A 16,251-nucleotide genomic window follows, 5' to 3' on the forward strand; every position below is an offset into this window, starting at 1 on the left:
GCGCCCGCGCCGCTTTAGCTCAGCTGGTAGAGCAACCGCCTTGTAAGCGGTAGGTCATCCGTTCGATTCGGATAAGCGGCACCACGCTTCCCCGCCTCGCCGTCGCGCCACGTGCTGCGATGCCACAGGCCCGTCATCGCCGACCGCATAGACTGTGCGCCTGTTTTCGCCGCAGGACGTACCCATGAGTCGAGTCTTCCCCCCCGTCTCCCTGATCGGCGTTCCCACCGACGTCGGCGCCGGCCATCGCGGCGCCCGCATGGGCCCGGATGCACTGCGCATCGCCGGCCTGGGCGAGGCACTGGCAGCGCGTGGCGTGGACGTCGTCGATACCGGCAACGTGCAAGGGCCCGCCAATCCCTGGACGGGTCCGGTCAGCGGCTACCGTCACCTCGACGAAGTGGTGGCATGGAACCGGGCGGTGATGGATGCCACCGCGGCGGAACTGGCGCGCAACCGTCTCCCGATCATGCTGGGCGGCGACCACTGCCTGGCGATGGGGTCCATCACGGCCGTGGCGCGACACTGTCGCCAGGCCGGCAAGAAGCTGCGCGTGCTGTGGCTGGATGCGCACTCGGATTTCAACACCAGCGACATCACGCCGTCGGGCAACATCCACGGCATGCCGGTGGCGTGCCTGTGCGGCATCGGCCCCGATGCGCTGACGAAACTGGGCGGGGAGTCGCCGGCCATCACCCCGGCGATGGTCCGGCAGATCGGGATCCGCTCGGTCGATCCGGAGGAGAAGCGGCTCATCAAGGACCACCAGGTCGATGTGTACGACATGCGATACATCGACGAGGTCGGCATGAAGCGCACCATGGAGACGGCGCTTGAGGGGCTGGATGCCGATACCCACCTGCACGTGAGCTTCGACGTGGATTTCCTGGACCCCAGCATCGCGCCCGGCGTGGGCACCACGGTGCCCGGCGGGCCCAACTACCGCGAGGCGCAGCTGGTGATGGAGATGATCGCGGACACGCGGCTGATGGGTTCGCTGGACATCGTCGAACTGAATCCCGTGCTGGATCGCCGCAATCGCACTGCCAAGCTGACGGTGGACCTGGTGGAAAGCCTGTTCGGCAAATCCACCCTGATGCGCGACTAGGCCTGCCGGGACGAGGAAACTGCGCCTGAACGCGCCGGCAGGGGCTTCACGCGGCCTATACGCCACGACGACGAAGGTGCACGCACACGCCGCTGCGGTGTGGGACGCACCCGCATCGGCACCCCTTTTTCCACCCAGGAGATGACACATGAAGCGTGCAATGATGCTGCTGCTGACGGCGATGTTCTCGATGGCGGTCCTGTCGGGCTGCAACACCATGGCCGGTGCCGGCAAGGACGTGCAGAAGGTCGGCGAGAAGGTCGAGGACAAGGCCCAGGACTGCAAGGACGGCAAGTGCTGATGCATGCGGGTTGATGCGACCGCTCCTCGCGGAAGCGTTACAGGAAGGGGCCGGGCGACCGGCCCCTTTTGCTTGTCCGCTCGCGGCGCATGGTCAGCCTGCAGCCAGCGTGGTTGAATGACACTGCGGTCGTGCGGAGGCCGGGTCCCGCACCCCGGTTCGGCTTGCCCCGGCCCGTGAATACTGTCCACAGGAGTCGCCTATGAAGCGTGTCGCCGCGTTGCTGATGTTGTCCCTGTTCTCCATCGCCGTGCTGTCCGGCTGCAACACCGTCAAGGGGTTCGGCAAGGACGTGCAGAAGGTGGGCGAAAAGGTCGAGGATTCCTCCGGCAAGTAAGCGCCGGCTTCCTCACGCGTCATCAGGACGGGCCGCCATGCGGCCCGTCTTTTTTGCATCGCCGGGTGTTCATCGCCGCGAAGGCGCCGTCATTCGACTGAACGAGCCCGCGTTTCCTAATGCCGCGTTGACGCGCGTTTGATCGGATGGGAACGCCTGCCTTGCGATGCTGTCCCCGCGGCGCCCCCTGCCGCTCACTCAATGAGGCAACACCATGAATCAGGACATCATCGCCGGCAACTGGAAGCAGCTGAAAGGCAAGATCCAGGCGAAGTGGGGCGATCTGACCGATGACGATTTCAAGGTCGCGGAAGGCAACGCGGAGTATCTCGAGGGCAGGCTGCAGGAGCGTTACGGTTACGATCGCGACCGCGCCCGCACCGAGGTCGCGGACTTCCAGCGCACGCTGCGTTCCGACAGCAGCTTCAAGCACTGAGCCATCCGCGTTTCGCGGACGCCGGAACAAGACGGGCCGCCCCAGGGCGGCCCGTCTTTTTTGTCAGCGGCGAGGAGGGTCGGCGACGAACCCACCCGGGAAGGCACGTGGCGCGTCGTCGCGCCAGATCGGGCCTTGGCGGTGGCGCGGCAGGATGCCCATCGCGACCAGTCGACGATGCTCGTCGTAGCGCAGTTCACTCACCTGTTCGGGCTGGCGGGTTGCGCGCTCGAAGCCGGTACGTGAGGTCGGGGCCCATTCCCGGCCACCATGGCCGGTGCCGATGCTTTGCTGGCGCGAATATTCGTCGGCAACGATGCTGCGCGATGATCCGGCAGGCGCTGCGGCTTCGGCTTCCGCCTGCTTGCTCATCGTCCCGCGGGCGATCGGCGGCGGTTCGTACTGCGGGTAGCGGTAGGCAGGCGCTTCGCGGAATGCCGCCACGCCGATGACACCGACGTTGCGTTGACGCCCAGTACGCGCGGCGTAGCTGTTGCCCAGATCGGTGAACACGAACTGCGCCACGTCGTCCATCGACTTCCGCCAGCCGTTGATCTCGGTGGTCTGCCATGGCTCCAGTACATAGCCGGTTTGTGAGGGGTTCGCTGTCTGGCCGGTGACGGCGTTGATGCCGTCCACCGACAGCACGACCAGCACGCGCTCGCCGGTGGTGTTGGCCAGCCGCACGCTGTAGCGATGACCAGGCATGCCGGCGACCCAGAGGTCACCGCGATGCGGGTACCGTGCCAGCCATTCGCCGGTGTCGCGGTCGACCACGCTGACGTCCACCAATGGGCGGGCATGGGACGGGGCGCACGCGGCGAGCAACGCCAGCGTGGCCAGGGAAGCAAGGAAGCGATGCAGCATGTCCGTTCTCTAGGTGGGGACGATGCTGGGAACGGATCGTCGGCGGCAGTGGGGTTGCCTGGAACGGCGATGCCTGCCCCGGTTAAGCCGCCAGTGGGCCGCGCCTGCGACGCCGTGTCGCAGGCCGGCCACCGGCATCGCCCGCCCCCAGCCGGTAAACTGGCCGCTTTCCCGCATTCCCCGCTTCGCACATGACCACCCGCGTCCTTACCGGCATCACCACCTCGGGCACGCCGCACCTGGGCAACTACGTCGGCGCCGTGCGCCCCGCCGTGGCCGCCAGCCGTGCCTCGGACACGGAGAGCTTCTACTTCCTGGCCGACCTGCACAGCCTGATCAAGGCCCAGGACCCGGGGCGCACCCAGCGCTCCACGCTGGAGATCGCGGCGACCTGGCTGGCCTGCGGCCTGGAACCGGACAAGGTCTGGTTCTACCGCCAGAGCGATGTGCCGGAGATCACCGAGCTCACGTGGTTCCTGACCTGCGTGGCGGGCAAGGGCATCCTCAACCGCGCGCATGCGTACAAGGCCGCGGTGGACAAGAACAACGCCGACGGTGAAGACCCGGATGCGGGCGTCAGCGCGGGCCTCTTCATGTACCCGGTGCTGATGGCGGCAGACATCCTGATCTTCAACGCGCACCAGGTGCCGGTGGGTCGCGACCAGATCCAGCATATCGAGATGGCGCGCGACTTCGGCCAGCGCTTCAACCACGTCTACGGCAAGGAGTACTTCACCCTGCCGGAGGCGCTGATCGACGACAACGTCGCCACGCTGCCCGGCCTGGACGGGCGCAAGATGAGCAAGAGCTACAACAACACCATCCCGCTGTTCGCGCCGCGCGAGGAGCTCAGGAAACTGGTGTTCTCCATCCTGACCGACTCGCGCGGACCCGGCGAGCCGAAGGACGCCGAAGGTTCGGCGCTGTTCCAGCTGTATCAGGCCTTCGGCAGCGCCGAGGAAACGCGCGCGTTCGCCCAGAAGTTCGCCGACGGCATCAGCTGGGGCGATGCCAAGCAGCAGCTGTTCGAACGCATCGATGCGGAAATCGCACCGCTGCGCGAGAAGTACGAAGCGCTGATGGCCAAGCCGGCCGACATCGAAGCCATCCTGCGCGACGGCGCCCGTCGCCTGCGCGAACGCTATGCCGCGCCGCTGCTGGCCGAGCTGCGCCATGCGGTGGGCCTGCGTGACCTGTCCCAGCAGCCGGTGGTCGAGGCGAAGGCCACGGCATCGAAGGCCGCGCTGCCGGCGTTCAAGCAGTACCGCGATACCGATGGCCGCTTCTACTTCAAGCTCACGGACGCCGAGGGCAACGTGCTGGTGCAGAGCAACGGCTTCGATTCGCCGAAGGACGCCGGCAAGCTGATCGGTGTGCTCAAGCAGGCCGAGCAGGCGGACGCGATGGAGACGCCGGAGATCGTGCTGCAGGTCCCCGCCGGTGATGTGCTCGCGGCGTTGGCCGCGCTGCGCGCCGCGGAGGCCTGAGCCATGCCGTACCTGGCGGTCATCCTGTTCCTGCCGTGGTTCCTGTTGCTGGGATCGTTGTACTGGCTGTTCCCGCGCCAGCCGCGCAACGCGCGCCGCAAGGGCTTCGATCTCGCGGCGCTCGCGGTGGCCTTCGTGCTCAGCTTCATCGGCATGCAGTGGGGGTACGCGCTGGGTGCGTCCGATGTGGGCACCGGCGCGATCTGGAAGCAGGTGCTGGCGACGCTCGTCGCCTACGGCGCTTTCCTGTTCGTGCTGACGTTGGCGGTGCCGCTGCGCGGCTGGTGGTTGTCGCGCGGTTGACCTGCGCGTGGAGGGCGTGTTCCACCAAAGGCGGGTCGTGCCGTCGCGGATCGCGGACTAGAATCGGGCCATCCGTCCCCACACAGGCCCGCGGATGAGCCTCCACGGCATCCATACCATCGACACCGCGTTCCAGCGCGATCACTTCGACGCCGCCTACCTGATCGTCGAGGAAGGTCGCGGTGCGTTCATCGATTGCGGCACCAACCACTCCGTGCCGCTGTTGCTGGCGGCGGCGCAGCGCGCTGGCCTCGCCGCTGCCGACATCGAGCTGCTGATCGTCACCCACGTGCACCTCGACCATGCCGGCGGCGCCGGCCTGCTGATGCAGCACTTGCCGAATGCCACGCTGGTCGCACATCCGCGTGCGGCGCCGCACCTCATCGACCCAGGGAAGCTCATCGCGGGGGCGACCGCGGTGTATGGCGAAGAGGAGATGCAGCGCAGCTACGGCGCCATCCAGCCGGTGCCGGAGGCGCGCGTGCACATCGTCGAGGATGGCGAGACGGTGCTGTTGGCCGGCCGCGTGCTGGAATGCATCGATACGCCGGGGCATGCGCGCCACCACCACTGCATCTGGGATGCGCGCAGCCGCAGCTGGTTCACCGGCGACACGTTCGGGCTTTCGTATCGCGAACTGGACGGACCGCACGGCGCCTTCATCCTGCCGACCACCACGCCCGTGCAATTCGAACCCGGGGCGCTGAAGGCCAGCATCGCGCGCATGGTCGAACGCGCGCCCGAGGCCATGTACCTCACCCACTACGGGCCCGTGTCCGACGTACCGCGCCTTGCGCAGTCGCTGTACGAACAGATCGATGCGATGGTGGCCATCGCCGACGCCTGCGACGGGCGTGCGGATCGTCATCGCTGCATCGCCGCCGCACTGTCGGCGCTGTACCTCGAGCGCGCCCATGCCCAGCAGGTACCGCTGGCGGACGAGGACGTGCTGCGCCTGCTCGCCATGGACGTCGAACTCAATGCGCAGGGTCTGGGCGTGTGGCTGGATCGTGGGCGACCGTGATGGTGTGTTGCCTCCGGTAGGAGCGACGTGAGTCGCGACCGGATGCCATCATTGATGAGATGCCTGATTGTGCGAGGTGCGGTCGCGCCTTTGAGAAAGAACCGGAACTCCCGATTCATGCGGTCGCGACTCACGTCGCTCCTACACCAGCCGCATCGCATAGACTCCCGGTGTCCTCACGCCAGGTCATTTCCATGAAGTCTTCGCTCCCGCTGCTGCTGGTGTCCCTGTGCGCGATGCCGGTACTCGCCGCCGACATCCCCGGCGGCGGCATCAATGCCGACAACCTGTCGCGGCATGTGCGCGTGCTTGCGTCGGACGAGTTCGAGGGCCGTGCACCGGCGACGCGCGGTGAAGAGAAGACCGTCGCCTATATCGTCGACGAATTGAAGAGGGCGGGCGTCCGCCCCGGCGGCGAGCAAGGCACCTGGACCCAGGACGTGCCGCTGGTGCGTGCGCAGGTGGAGGGCACGGTGACGGCATCCCTGCGCATCGGCGGCAAGACGCAGGTGCTCGCCAATGGCGATGACGTTGTTCTGCAGAGCCTGAGGCCGGTTGACCGTGTGTCGCTCGTCGACGCGCCGCTGGTGTTCGTCGGCTACGGCATCACCGCGCCTGAGCGCAGCTGGAACGATTACAAGGGCGCCGACCTGAAAGGCAAGGTCGCGGTGGTGCTGGTCAACGATCCGGACTTCGAAACCGCATCGCCCGGTGCATTCGACGGCCGCGCGGTGACGTACTACGGCCGATGGACCTACAAATACGAGGAACTGGCGCGACAGGGTGCCGCAGGGGTGCTGATCGTCCACGAGACGGCACCGGCCGCGTATGGCTGGGCGACCGTGCGCGCGTCGGGCGTGTCTCCGGTGTTCGACATCCCGCGCGCGGACGCCGCGACCTACCACACGCCGCTGCGCGGCTGGATGCAGCGCGACCTGGCGGTGTCGCTGTTCCAGCGTGCCGGACTGGACTTCGAGATGGAGAAACGCCGTGCGCAGACGGCCGCCTTCGCTCCCGTGGCGCTGGGCGATGCGACCTTGTCGGCCACGTTCGCCGTCAAGCGTGACCAAGTGGTAACGCGCAACGTCATCGGACGCTTGCCGGGTGCGACCCGACCGGACGAAACGGTCATCTATTCCGCGCATTGGGACGCCTTCGGCATCGGCGAGCCGGACACGACAGGCGATGCGATCCGTCATGGAGCGGTCGATAATGCCACCGGTGTCGCGGCGGTGATCGAACTGGCGCGCGTGTTCGCCGCCGGTCCACGCCCGCAGCGGACCCTGTTGTTCATGGCGCTGACCGCGGAGGAGAAAGGTCTGCAGGGCGCGAGCTATTACGCCGCCAACCCGGTGGCGCCGCTGGAGAAGACGGCGGCGGTGCTCAACATCGAAATGCTCAGCCCCGATGGCCCGAATCGCGATATCGCTTCGTGGGGCAAAGGCCGTGTGTCGCTGGAAGGCGACCTGAAACGCGTGGCGGAAGCGCAGGGGCGCAACTATTCGGAGGATCCCAACCTGGAGGCGGGCTTCTTCTATCGCGCGGACCACTTCGCCTTTGCGCGCGCCGGCGTTCCCGCGATCACCGTGGGTGCGGGACTGGATCGCGTGGAGGGCGGCGTCGCAGGCGGCCGGGCGCTGCGCGATGCCTATTTTGCCCGTTGCTACCACCAGCCCTGCGATGCGTGGACACCGTCGTGGGATGCAGGCGGTCAGGCACGGGATGTGGCGCTGCTCTACACCCTCGGCCGCGAGATCGCGGACAGCGATGCCTGGCCCCGCTGGCTGAACGGTTCAGAATTCGAAGCGATCCGCGCGCGCAGCGAGGCTGAACGCAAATAGCGGCGCACGCGCACGGCGTTCATGTGATTCGCTGCGCTATGCTGCGTGTCCTTTCGCGATACCGGAGCGCACGTGGCCCCTCTTCATGCCCTGGTCTATCAGAGCCAGGCCACGCGCCCGCTGGATGCGGCCGATCTCGACCAGCTGCTGCTGGATGCGCGCGTGGCGAATGAACTCGCCGAGGTGACCGGTGCGCTCCTGTACGGTGGGCAGCGCTTCGTGCAGTACCTGGAAGGCGCGCGTGCCGACGTGGAGCAGATCTACGCCCGCATCGCGCGCGCCAGCCAGCATCAGCGGCTGGAGATCCTGGAGCAGGGCAGGGTGGAGAAACGCCTGTTCCAGCGTTGGCACATGGGATTCGCGACCGCACCGCAGACGCTGGTGCAGCAGCTCAGCCAGTCGCAGTGGCGTCGCGAGATTCCGTGGCTGGAAGACGAGTCCGCCGACTCTGCGGGCCTGACGCGCTTGCTTGCCTTCTGGAAAGACGAAGCCAGGCTGACGCGCTGAAGGCACCTCAGGGCCAGCGGTTGGGTCTGCCGCGCGGGCTGCCTTCGTCCATCGGCACCACGCAGAAGCGATGGCCGGTGGGCGCTTCCATCACCCACCAGCGGTTGCGTACGTGCTGGACGCGCCTGGCGCCGAGCGCTTCCAGCCGCGCGACTTCGGCCTCGATGTCGTCGGTCTCGATGTCGAGGTGCACGCGCGCGTCATGCTTCACCTTCTGCACTTCGATATGCAGGCCACCCGGGCCGGGCTCGAACTTGTCGTAGATGCCCAGACCGCCGTCGTCGGGATCGGTGACCTTCAACCCCAGGGCGGCGCTCCAGAAGGCAGAGGCGGCGGGCAGGTCGTCGACCTGGCTGTCTATGATGAAGCCGGCGAGACGGCTGCGGTGGGTCATGGCGACTCCTGCGGTGGGATCACGGCGGCATCCTGCCACGCTTCGCGGTCGCGCGTTGTCCTCTCACCACAGCGCTTGCCCACTGGAGGATTGAGCGACGAAACCCTGCGTCGCTCATCCCTTGCGACGGCCGCTCTACTGGGGCAGGGCCAGATCGTCGATCAATGCCTTGAGGAAACGCGCCGCTTCGCCACCCGTGCACGCGCGATGGTCGAACGTCACCGACAACGGGATCACCTTGTGCGATTCGAAGCCGCCCATCACCGGCGTAATCTGGTGGCGGGCGCGACCGGCGGCGACGATGGCCACGCACGGCGGCACCACCACAGGGGTCGCGTAGCGGCCGGCGAACATGCCGAAGTTGCTCAGCGAGATCGTGTAGCCGGTCAGCTCCGACGGCGGGATGCTGCGGTCTTCCACCTGCGCGCGCAGGCGGTTGATGCTCTCGCGCACGCCGCCGGCCTCCAGCAGGTCGGCGTTGCGCAGCGCGGGGACGAACAGGCCGTCATCGGTATCCACGGCGATGCCGATGTCGACATGCGGGTGCAGCGTGCGGGTGAGCTTCTCGCCATCGAACCAGGCGTTCATCGCCGGCACCGTCTTGCAGGCGCGGACGATGGCGCGGACCAGGCGGCCGGTTATGTCGTTGCCGGGTGTCCAGGCGTGCACGTCGGCGTCGTCGCTGAGCGTGGTCGGCACGACCTTGGCATGCGCATCGGCCATCACGCGCGCCATGTTCCGGCGCACGCCCTTGAGTTGTTCCGGCTGTCCGCTGACCGACACGCCCGGCGGCTGCGTGCGCATCGGCTTGCCGCTGGCGGACAGCGCAGTACGTTGATCTTCCCTTCTCCCTTCGGGAGAAGGTGCCCGCAGGGCGGATGAGGGTTCGGTGCGAGTACTGGCGGTCGGATGCTGTGAACCCTCACCCCCAACCCCTCTCCCGACGGGAGAGGGGAGCAGGCGCGTCCCGTCGGCAGCCGCCTGCTTGACGTCCTGCATCGTCACCGCACCATCGGCGCCGGTGGCGCGCACGCGCGCGAGGTCCACCCCGAGCTTCTTCGCCATCGCGCGCACGGCGGGCATGGCCTTGACGCCGCCCACGGCGATCGCCTGCTCGGTATGGATCGCGTTGGACGATTGCATGGCACCGACCACGGTGCCGGCGTCGGTCTCCGTGGGAGCGACGTCAGTCGCGACGACGGGGGATCCGGTTGCAGGGGTCGCGACTGACGTCGCTCCCGCAGAAGCGGACTTCGGCGGACCGTGGTGATGGCCGGTGTCCTGGCCCTCCGCACGCTGCGGCAGGCTGGCATCGGGCTCGAACACGGCCAGCATGCTGCCGGTGATGACGACATCGCCCGCGGCGCCGGCGAGCTTCATCACCTTGCCGGACACCGGGGAGGGCACTTCGACCACGGCCTTCGCGGTCTCCATCGACACCAGCGGTTCGTCCAGCCGGATCACGTCGCCTTCCTTGACGAACCATTCGACGATGGTCGCGTCCGGGAGGCCTTCGCCCAGGTCGGGAAGATGGAAGGTCTTGCTCTCGCTCATTCGGAAGTCTCTTCGGAAGTCGTGTCGTTGATCAGGTACAGGTCGCGCGCCGGCAGCCAGCCTTCGCGTCCATCCGCATGCGTGCACCACCACCAGTCGCCGAGGTCATGATGCAGTTCGACGATGTCGCCGGCCCGCACGTCCAGTTCCTGCGCGGAATAGTCACGCAGGGCGACCGCAAGGCCGTCGTCCTGTGGTTGCAGCCAGTCCACCGGCGCCCAGCCGGCATTGCCATCGGCCGTGGTGGTCCAGGCGAAGGCCGGCCATTCGGTGTCGCGTGCGCCGAGTGCGACCACGTCGCCGCGCGCGAACCGGATCGGGTTCGCGTACTGCCTGCGGTAGTCGCGGACGGCGCGGGCGCGCATCAGCCGTTCGCCATCGCCCGCTTCGCCGCCGCGACGATCTTGTCGACGCTCGGCAGGTACTTCATTTCCAGGCGGAACAGCGGGATGTGGGTGTCGTAGCCGGTGACGCGTTCGACCGGGGCCAGCAGGTCGTACATCGAGTGTTCGGCCAGACGCGCGGCGATCTCGGCGCCGAAGCCCGCGGTGCGCGGCGCTTCGTGCACGATCACGCAGCGGCCGGTCTTGGCCACCGATTCGGCGATGGTGTCGAAATCGAGCGGACGCAGCGTGGCCACGTCGATGACTTCGGCGCTGATGCCTTCGCCGGCCAGCTTGTCGGCGGCTTCCAGCGCTTCCTTCACCTGCGCGCCCCAGGTCACCAGGGTCACGTCGGTACCGTCGCGCAGCACGTAGCACACGTCCAGCGGCAGCGCTTCGCCATCGTCGGCGACCACTTCCTTGTACTGGCGGTAGATGCGCTTGGGCTCCATGTAGATGACCGGGTCCGGGTCGCGGATCGCGGCCAGCAGCAGGCCGTAGGCGCGCTGCGGCGAGGACGGCATCACCACGCGCAGGCCGGGCACGTTGGTGAAGATCGCTTCGTTGGCCTCGCTGTGGTGCTCCGGCGCGCGGATGCCGCCGCCCCACGGCACGCGCAGCACCATCGGGCAATGCAGGCGGCCGCGCGTGCGGGTGCGCAGGCGGGCGGCGTGGCAGATGATGTGGTCGACCATCGGGTAGACGAAGCCGTCGAACTGCGCTTCGGCCACGGGCTTCATGCCTTGCGCCGCCAAGCCGACGGTCAGGCCGGCGATGGTGGTTTCGTCCAGCGGCGTGTCGAGCACGCGCTCCGGGCCGAACTTCTGCTGCAGGCCGGCGGTGGCGCGGAACACGCCGCCGTTCACGCCCACGTCCTCGCCCAGCACCAGCACGGATTCGTCATGCGCGATCTCCCATGCCAGCGCCTGGGTGATGGCTTCGATCAGGGTGATCGCGGTCGGGGTCGCCGCGGCGTCCTGCTTCGCGACTGACGTCGCTCCCACAGTCTTGTTCTCGGGCTTCATCACGGTGCTCATGGGCGGCCCTCCGCGGCGATCGCGGCGGCGCGTTGCTGCAGCAGTTCCGGTGGGGGATCGGCGTACAGGTAGTCGAACATCGCCTCGACCGGCTGCACTGGCGTGTTGAGGTAGCTGTTGACCTCTTCGTCCACGCGCACGCCGCACTCTTCCTTCCATGCGGCCTCGTCGGCTTCGCTCCACGCGCCCTGCGCGGTCAGCCAGGTGCGCAGGCGCGTCATCGGTTCGCGTTCCCAGCCGGCTTTCACTTCGGCGTCATCGCGGTAGCGTCGTGCGTCGTCGGCGGTGGTGTGGTCGGACAGGCGGTAGGTGACGAATTCGATCACCGTGCCGCCCTGGCCCTTGCGGGCTCGCTCGCTGGCGCGGCGCATGCCTTCGAGCACGGCGATCAGGTCGTTGCCGTCCACCTGCAGGCAGTGCAGGCCGCCGGCCAGGCCCTTCTGCGCCAGCGTCTGCGCGCCGGTCTGCGCGCTGCGCGGCACCGAGATCGCCCAGCCGTTGTTGATCACGCCGAGCACCAGCGGCAGCTCATAGGCGCCGGCGGAATTCAGCGCGGCATAGAAGTCGGTCTTCGACGAACCACCATCGCCGCAGGTCGCCACCGCGATGTGCGGTTGCTTGCGCAGCTTGAACGACAGCGCCGCGCCGGCGGCGTGCAGGCACTGGGTGGAGATCGGCACGCAGAACGGGAAATCGATGCGCGCATCGCTGTCGCGGTCGAAGTCGCTGCCGCGCTCGTCGCCGCCCCAGTACATCAGTACGTCGCGCGGCTTCACGCCGCGCATGAACATGGCGCCGTACTCGCGGTAACTGGGGGCGTAGACGTCGCCGGTGCGCATCGAGGCGCCGATGCCCACATGGGTGGCCTCGTGGCCGAGGCAGCTGGCGTAGGTGCCCAGCTTGCCGGTGCGCTGCAAGGCGATCGCCTTGGTATCGAACGTGCGCACGAACAGCATCTGCTTGAACAGGTCGCGCAGGCGGGCGATGTCGCGCCCGGCCTCGGGCAGGTCATTGCGTACCAGGGTGCCGTCGGGGCCCAGGTACTGGAGGTATTCGATCTCGAAGCTTGCGGCGGTGGTCATCTGGACGGTGTTCTCGTCAGCCGGCGGAATTGGTTTCAAATGTAATTTTAGGAGCGATGGGGCTGGCGGCTGTCGTGCAATGCAGCAAGACGGGGGTGCATGGCAGGTGGCTGCGCGGAGAAACCGGTGCGGAAACAGGCGCTTGCCCGGGTGTCGTTCGGTGTCACCCTGCCTGCAGCCGGCGTGCGCCGGACGTGATCCGCGTCGCGGGCTGCGCAAACGACAAGGGGCGCGGTCGCCCGCGCCCCTGTCGACCCCACGATGGCGGGAAAGTTCAGCGGATGCGCTGGACCAGCCGGTCGTGGTTGTTGGCGGGGTTCGGGTCCGTGGTCGTGCTGCTAACGGTGGCGTCGAACTCCAGTTCCGTACCGCGCTTCGGCTTGCCCGGCACCACCAGGGCGAAGGCCAGCGTCTGCACGCCGCGCGGCATGGCGCCACGACGGGTGCAGTCGGCGGCGGCGCCGTCGGTGGTGTCCTGCACGCGCGTGCAGCTCCAGCCGCTGGGGGCGGCGACGGCGGCGTAGCGGGCATCGACGTTGCTGGTCAATCGCACGGTGACCTGCTCGGCCGCATCGGCACCGGCGTTGCGCACCGGCACCAGCAGCGTGGCGATGGTGCCGCGACGCAGCGGCAGGGCGGCGCCGAGCAGCTGCACCGACAGGTCGGCGCGGGTCTGCGGCAACGCGGCCACGGCCACCGACACGGCGGCGGTGTTGTCGCCGTTGGCCGGGTCGAGCACGGTCGAATTGGCCGACACGCCCAAGCCGAGCGTGGCACCCGCTGCGCTGGCCGGGATGACGGCGTCGAGGGCGAAGGTCGCTTCGTCACCGACCGCCAGCGACGGCACGGTGCAGGCCACGCGGGTGGTGCCTGCGGTGACTTCCGGTGCCGCGCAGCTCCAGCCGGCCGGCAGCGTGGCCAGCGACGGCGACAGTTCGGCCGAGAACACGAAGGCGAAGGCCGCCGGCGATGCCGCGCCGGGACCGGCGTTGCGCACCGTGGCGGTGTAGCGGACGGTCTCGCCCACGTTGGCGGTGGTGCGGTCTGCGCCGACGGTGGCCGACAGGTCGGCGCGGGCGAAGGACGGCACGCGGATGCTCAGGCGCACCGGGTCGTGGTCGGACGAACGCAGGGCCAGCGTGGCATCGCCGAAGTTGTCCACGCCGAAGTCCGCGTTGATGCGCGCATGGTCCACGCGCAGGCCGGCGTCCATCACCAGGGCTTCGTTGACCAGAACGTGGTCCAGCGTCTGCGCATTGCCCTCGAACGAGTACGAGTAACGCTGCGCAGGATCGGCGATCAGCTGGGAGCCGTCCACGAGCGGCACGCTCAACGGGCTGGGCATGTACGTCAGCACCTGGTCTTCCGCCGCGGCTTCGCCCTTGATGATGCCCATCACGTCGACATAGCCGTCGTTGAACTCGAACGCGTTGAAGTCGCCGACCAGCACGATCTTCTCGTCCGGGTTCGCCTGCTGCATCTCCTGCACCAGCTGGGCCAGGTAGACCGCCTGGGCGCCGCGCTTCACCCGCACGCGTTCGCCGCCGGTTGCCCAGCCGCTGCTGCCGGGCAGGGTGTCGTTGATGTCGTTGAGCGAGCGCAGGTGGTTGACGACGACCGTCAGCGGGTAGCTCGACGTGCCGTCCTGGTGAACGCGGGCGCGCAGGCGCAGCGGCGGACGGTCGTTGAGCAGGCTGGTGGTGCCGTTCGGGTTGGCGATGGTGGTCTCCTTGCCGAACTGCGCGACGTCCAGCACTTCCACGCGGGCGATGCCGTCCGCGGTCAGGCGCGAACTGACCAGGAAGCCGACGTTGATGCCGCCCACGTCGTTGCCCGGCTGCAGGTACGGCACGTAACCCGGACGCGTGGCGCAGGTCGCGTCGATGCGCTCGGAGAGCAACTGCAGCACGCGCAGGTTCTCCACTTCCACCGCGCCCAGGATGTCCGGGGTCTTCAGGTAGTCGCAGATCGCCAGCGCCGCCTTGGCCAGGCGCTTGTCCAGCGCTTCCGGCGTCAGTGTCACCGCACCGTTGCTGTCGTTGACCTCGTCGAACAGGCGCAGCAGGTTGAAGCTGCCGACGGTGACTTCATCGTAGGCGGCATCGTTGACGGCTTCCGGCGACATGCCGCCGGTGACCGTGGGCGGCGTGGCCACGTCGGGCAGCAGCGCCCACGTGCCGGCGAAATAGTCGAGCACGCCGAGCAGGCCGGTGACGTCGGCACCGGTGTCGGCCGAGAGCGGCGACGCGCCGACCTGGCCGCGACTGCGCACCATCAGGCGTTCCTGGTTGGTGTCGAAGCGCGGCGGGTTCTTGCCGGCCGGCACGGTGATGGCATCCATCACGGCGATGCCGGGCTCGCGGAACGGACGCGCCACGCCGGGCAGGGCGACGTGGAACACGCCGTCGCTGAAGGACAGCGCATCGTTCTCGTCGATGCTGCCGCCCGACGGGGCGATCACCACCGACTGCGCCACGCTGACGCGCATGCCTTCCAGGCGTTCCAGCGTGCCGGGCAGGGCGTCGGGCCCCAGCTCGGCGGCGGTCAGTTCGATCGCGGCAGGCAGGGCGACGCCGGTTTCCAGCACCTCGAGCGTCGGGGTGACGATCTCGGTGATGGCCAGCTGGTGCGGATTGGACGACGGGGTGAATTCCTCGACCGTACCGGTCACGCGCACGCGGTTGCCGACCGCGGCGGTGGCGGGCGGGGCGCTGCTGGTGAAGACGAACACGGCGTCCGACGTGGCCGGGTCGCCGTCGTCGTTGGCTGCCTGCAGGAAGAAGCCGTTGTTGAACTTGATCGCCGTGACGATGCCTTCGGTCACCACGCGCTTGCCGTTGTGCGGCGACAGCAGGCCGTTGCCCTGGATCTGCGCGATGGTCAGCGCCAGCGGCGGATCGGGCGGTTCCGGCGGCTCGGCGCCGCTGTTGCGCGGATTCGGCGCACCGACCGCGAAGTCGGCGCCGTTGTTGTTGGTGTCGATGCTGCCGTCGCCGCCACGCAGCGCCGCGGTGGTGTTGCTGAGCGTGCCGGTCGGCGCGCTGCCTTCGAAGCAGTTGGCCGCACTGCCGAAGCCGACGAAGTCGACCACGTTCGCATCGGCCGTCGGGCAGGCGCCCGTCAGCGCCGTGGTGCTGCGGCTCAGCGCGACCTTGCCGGCGGTGCCGCTCATCGCAATGGTGCCCACCGCGTCAGGCGCGGGGAGGTCCACCGTGCCGCCGGCGCCCTGCGCCTGCTGGACCAGGTAGAAGCCGCCGGCCGGGATGGTGCCCGTCAGGTTGGTGCGCCCGCTCCAGGTGGTGCCTGCGGAGGAGGTGTACTGCACGCTCCAGCCGGTCACGTCGACCGCAGTGGGGCCGTTGTTGCGCAGCTCGATGAAGTCGTTCTTCAGCGTGGCGCCGCTGTTGCCGCCGCCGCCGTAGACCTGGCTGATGACCACCTGTGCCTGGACCGACGAAGCGGCGAACAGCAAGGCGAAAGACGCGAGCACGGCCGCGACGCGGCCCCGTGGCATTTCCATGTAACGGGTTCTCCCTCAGTGGATTGGACGCCGACCCCCGCGGGAGCGATGCCGCCCCCGGTCGACGCAA

At 68.3% G+C, this 16,251-nt stretch carries 16 protein-coding genes and 1 tRNA gene; 10 read left to right on the top strand and 7 right to left on the bottom strand.

Translation table 11 applies throughout. The features are described 5' to 3' along the window. Positions 1-8 precede the first annotated feature (8 nt). The 5 genes from Q0907_RS00075 (at position 9) to Q0907_RS00095 (ending at position 2,182) form a co-directional block, all read left to right on the top strand. A tRNA-Thr gene (locus Q0907_RS00075) sits at positions 9-84 on the top strand. Between the two features lie 100 nt (positions 85-184). Continuing rightward, positions 185-1,108: an arginase gene (gene rocF / locus Q0907_RS00080; RefSeq protein ID WP_299340295.1), complete on the top strand. Its 924-nt coding sequence runs from the start codon at positions 185-187 to the stop codon at positions 1,106-1,108. A gap of 148 nt (positions 1,109-1,256) precedes the next feature. Then, complete coding sequence (locus Q0907_RS00085; RefSeq protein ID WP_055937078.1) at positions 1,257-1,409, top strand: entericidin A/B family lipoprotein; 153 nt, start codon at positions 1,257-1,259, stop codon at positions 1,407-1,409. A 202-nt stretch (positions 1,410-1,611) separates the two neighbouring features. Then, positions 1,612-1,746, top strand: coding sequence for an entericidin A/B family lipoprotein (locus tag Q0907_RS00090; protein WP_055937075.1), 135 nt, complete (start codon positions 1,612-1,614; stop codon positions 1,744-1,746). Positions 1,747-1,960: 214 nt separating this feature from the next. Further along, complete coding sequence (locus tag Q0907_RS00095; protein ID WP_296279403.1) at positions 1,961-2,182, top strand: CsbD family protein; 222 nt, start codon at positions 1,961-1,963, stop codon at positions 2,180-2,182. Positions 2,183-2,245: 63 nt separating this feature from the next. Here the strand turns inward: Q0907_RS00095 and Q0907_RS00100 are convergent, their stop codons facing one another. Further along, positions 2,246-3,049: a hypothetical protein gene (locus Q0907_RS00100; RefSeq protein ID WP_299340300.1), complete on the bottom strand. Its 804-nt coding sequence runs from the start codon at positions 3,047-3,049 to the stop codon at positions 2,246-2,248. Positions 3,050-3,240: 191 nt separating this feature from the next. Here Q0907_RS00100 and Q0907_RS00105 point away from each other — a divergent pair, with 191 nt between their 5' ends. The 5 genes from Q0907_RS00105 to Q0907_RS00125 all read left to right on the top strand — a co-directional run bounded on the left by Q0907_RS00105 (position 3,241) and on the right by Q0907_RS00125 (position 8,211). Further along, positions 3,241-4,536: a tryptophan--tRNA ligase gene (locus Q0907_RS00105; protein WP_299340303.1), complete on the top strand. Its 1,296-nt coding sequence runs from the start codon at positions 3,241-3,243 to the stop codon at positions 4,534-4,536. Positions 4,537-4,539: 3 nt separating this feature from the next. After that, on the top strand, positions 4,540-4,839 hold the full coding sequence (locus tag Q0907_RS00110) for a hypothetical protein (protein ID WP_093488059.1): 300 nt from the start codon (positions 4,540-4,542) through the stop codon (positions 4,837-4,839). 94 nt (positions 4,840-4,933) lie between these two features. After that, positions 4,934-5,863, top strand: a complete 930-nt coding sequence (locus Q0907_RS00115) for an MBL fold metallo-hydrolase (RefSeq protein WP_299340306.1) — start codon at positions 4,934-4,936, stop codon at positions 5,861-5,863. Between the two features lie 194 nt (positions 5,864-6,057). After that, entirely contained in the window at positions 6,058-7,704 is a 1,647-nt protein-coding gene (locus tag Q0907_RS00120) for a M28 family metallopeptidase (RefSeq protein WP_299340309.1), read from the top strand. Between the two features lie 72 nt (positions 7,705-7,776). Beyond that, positions 7,777-8,211, top strand: coding sequence for a BLUF domain-containing protein (locus Q0907_RS00125; protein ID WP_299340312.1), 435 nt, complete (start codon positions 7,777-7,779; stop codon positions 8,209-8,211). 7 nt (positions 8,212-8,218) lie between these two features. Here Q0907_RS00125 and Q0907_RS00130 read toward each other — a convergent pair whose 3' ends face one another. The 6 genes from Q0907_RS00130 to Q0907_RS00155 all read right to left on the bottom strand — a co-directional run bounded on the left by Q0907_RS00130 (position 8,219) and on the right by Q0907_RS00155 (position 16,181). Continuing rightward, entirely contained in the window at positions 8,219-8,605 is a 387-nt protein-coding gene (locus Q0907_RS00130; RefSeq protein WP_299340315.1) for a VOC family protein, read from the bottom strand. Between the two features lie 135 nt (positions 8,606-8,740). Further along, complete coding sequence (locus tag Q0907_RS00135; protein ID WP_299340318.1) at positions 8,741-10,159, bottom strand: dihydrolipoamide acetyltransferase family protein; 1,419 nt, start codon at positions 10,157-10,159, stop codon at positions 8,741-8,743. Beyond that, positions 10,156-10,524: an SH3 domain-containing protein gene (locus Q0907_RS00140; protein ID WP_299340320.1), complete on the bottom strand. Its 369-nt coding sequence runs from the start codon at positions 10,522-10,524 to the stop codon at positions 10,156-10,158. The genes Q0907_RS00135 and Q0907_RS00140 overlap by 4 nt, the downstream gene beginning before the upstream one ends. Further along, complete coding sequence (locus Q0907_RS00145; RefSeq protein WP_299342577.1) at positions 10,524-11,567, bottom strand: alpha-ketoacid dehydrogenase subunit beta; 1,044 nt, start codon at positions 11,565-11,567, stop codon at positions 10,524-10,526. The genes Q0907_RS00140 and Q0907_RS00145 overlap by 1 nt, the downstream gene beginning before the upstream one ends. Before the next feature lie 8 nt (positions 11,568-11,575). Further along, positions 11,576-12,661: a pyruvate dehydrogenase (acetyl-transferring) E1 component subunit alpha gene (gene pdhA, locus Q0907_RS00150; protein WP_299340323.1), complete on the bottom strand. Its 1,086-nt coding sequence runs from the start codon at positions 12,659-12,661 to the stop codon at positions 11,576-11,578. A 274-nt stretch (positions 12,662-12,935) separates the two neighbouring features. Beyond that, positions 12,936-16,181, bottom strand: a complete 3,246-nt coding sequence (locus Q0907_RS00155; RefSeq protein ID WP_299340325.1) for a lamin tail domain-containing protein — start codon at positions 16,179-16,181, stop codon at positions 12,936-12,938. Positions 16,182-16,251: the final 70 nt, after the last annotated feature.

Source organism: uncultured Pseudoxanthomonas sp. (assembly GCF_947498795.1).
Taxonomy (GTDB): domain Bacteria; phylum Pseudomonadota; class Gammaproteobacteria; order Xanthomonadales; family Xanthomonadaceae; genus Pseudoxanthomonas_A.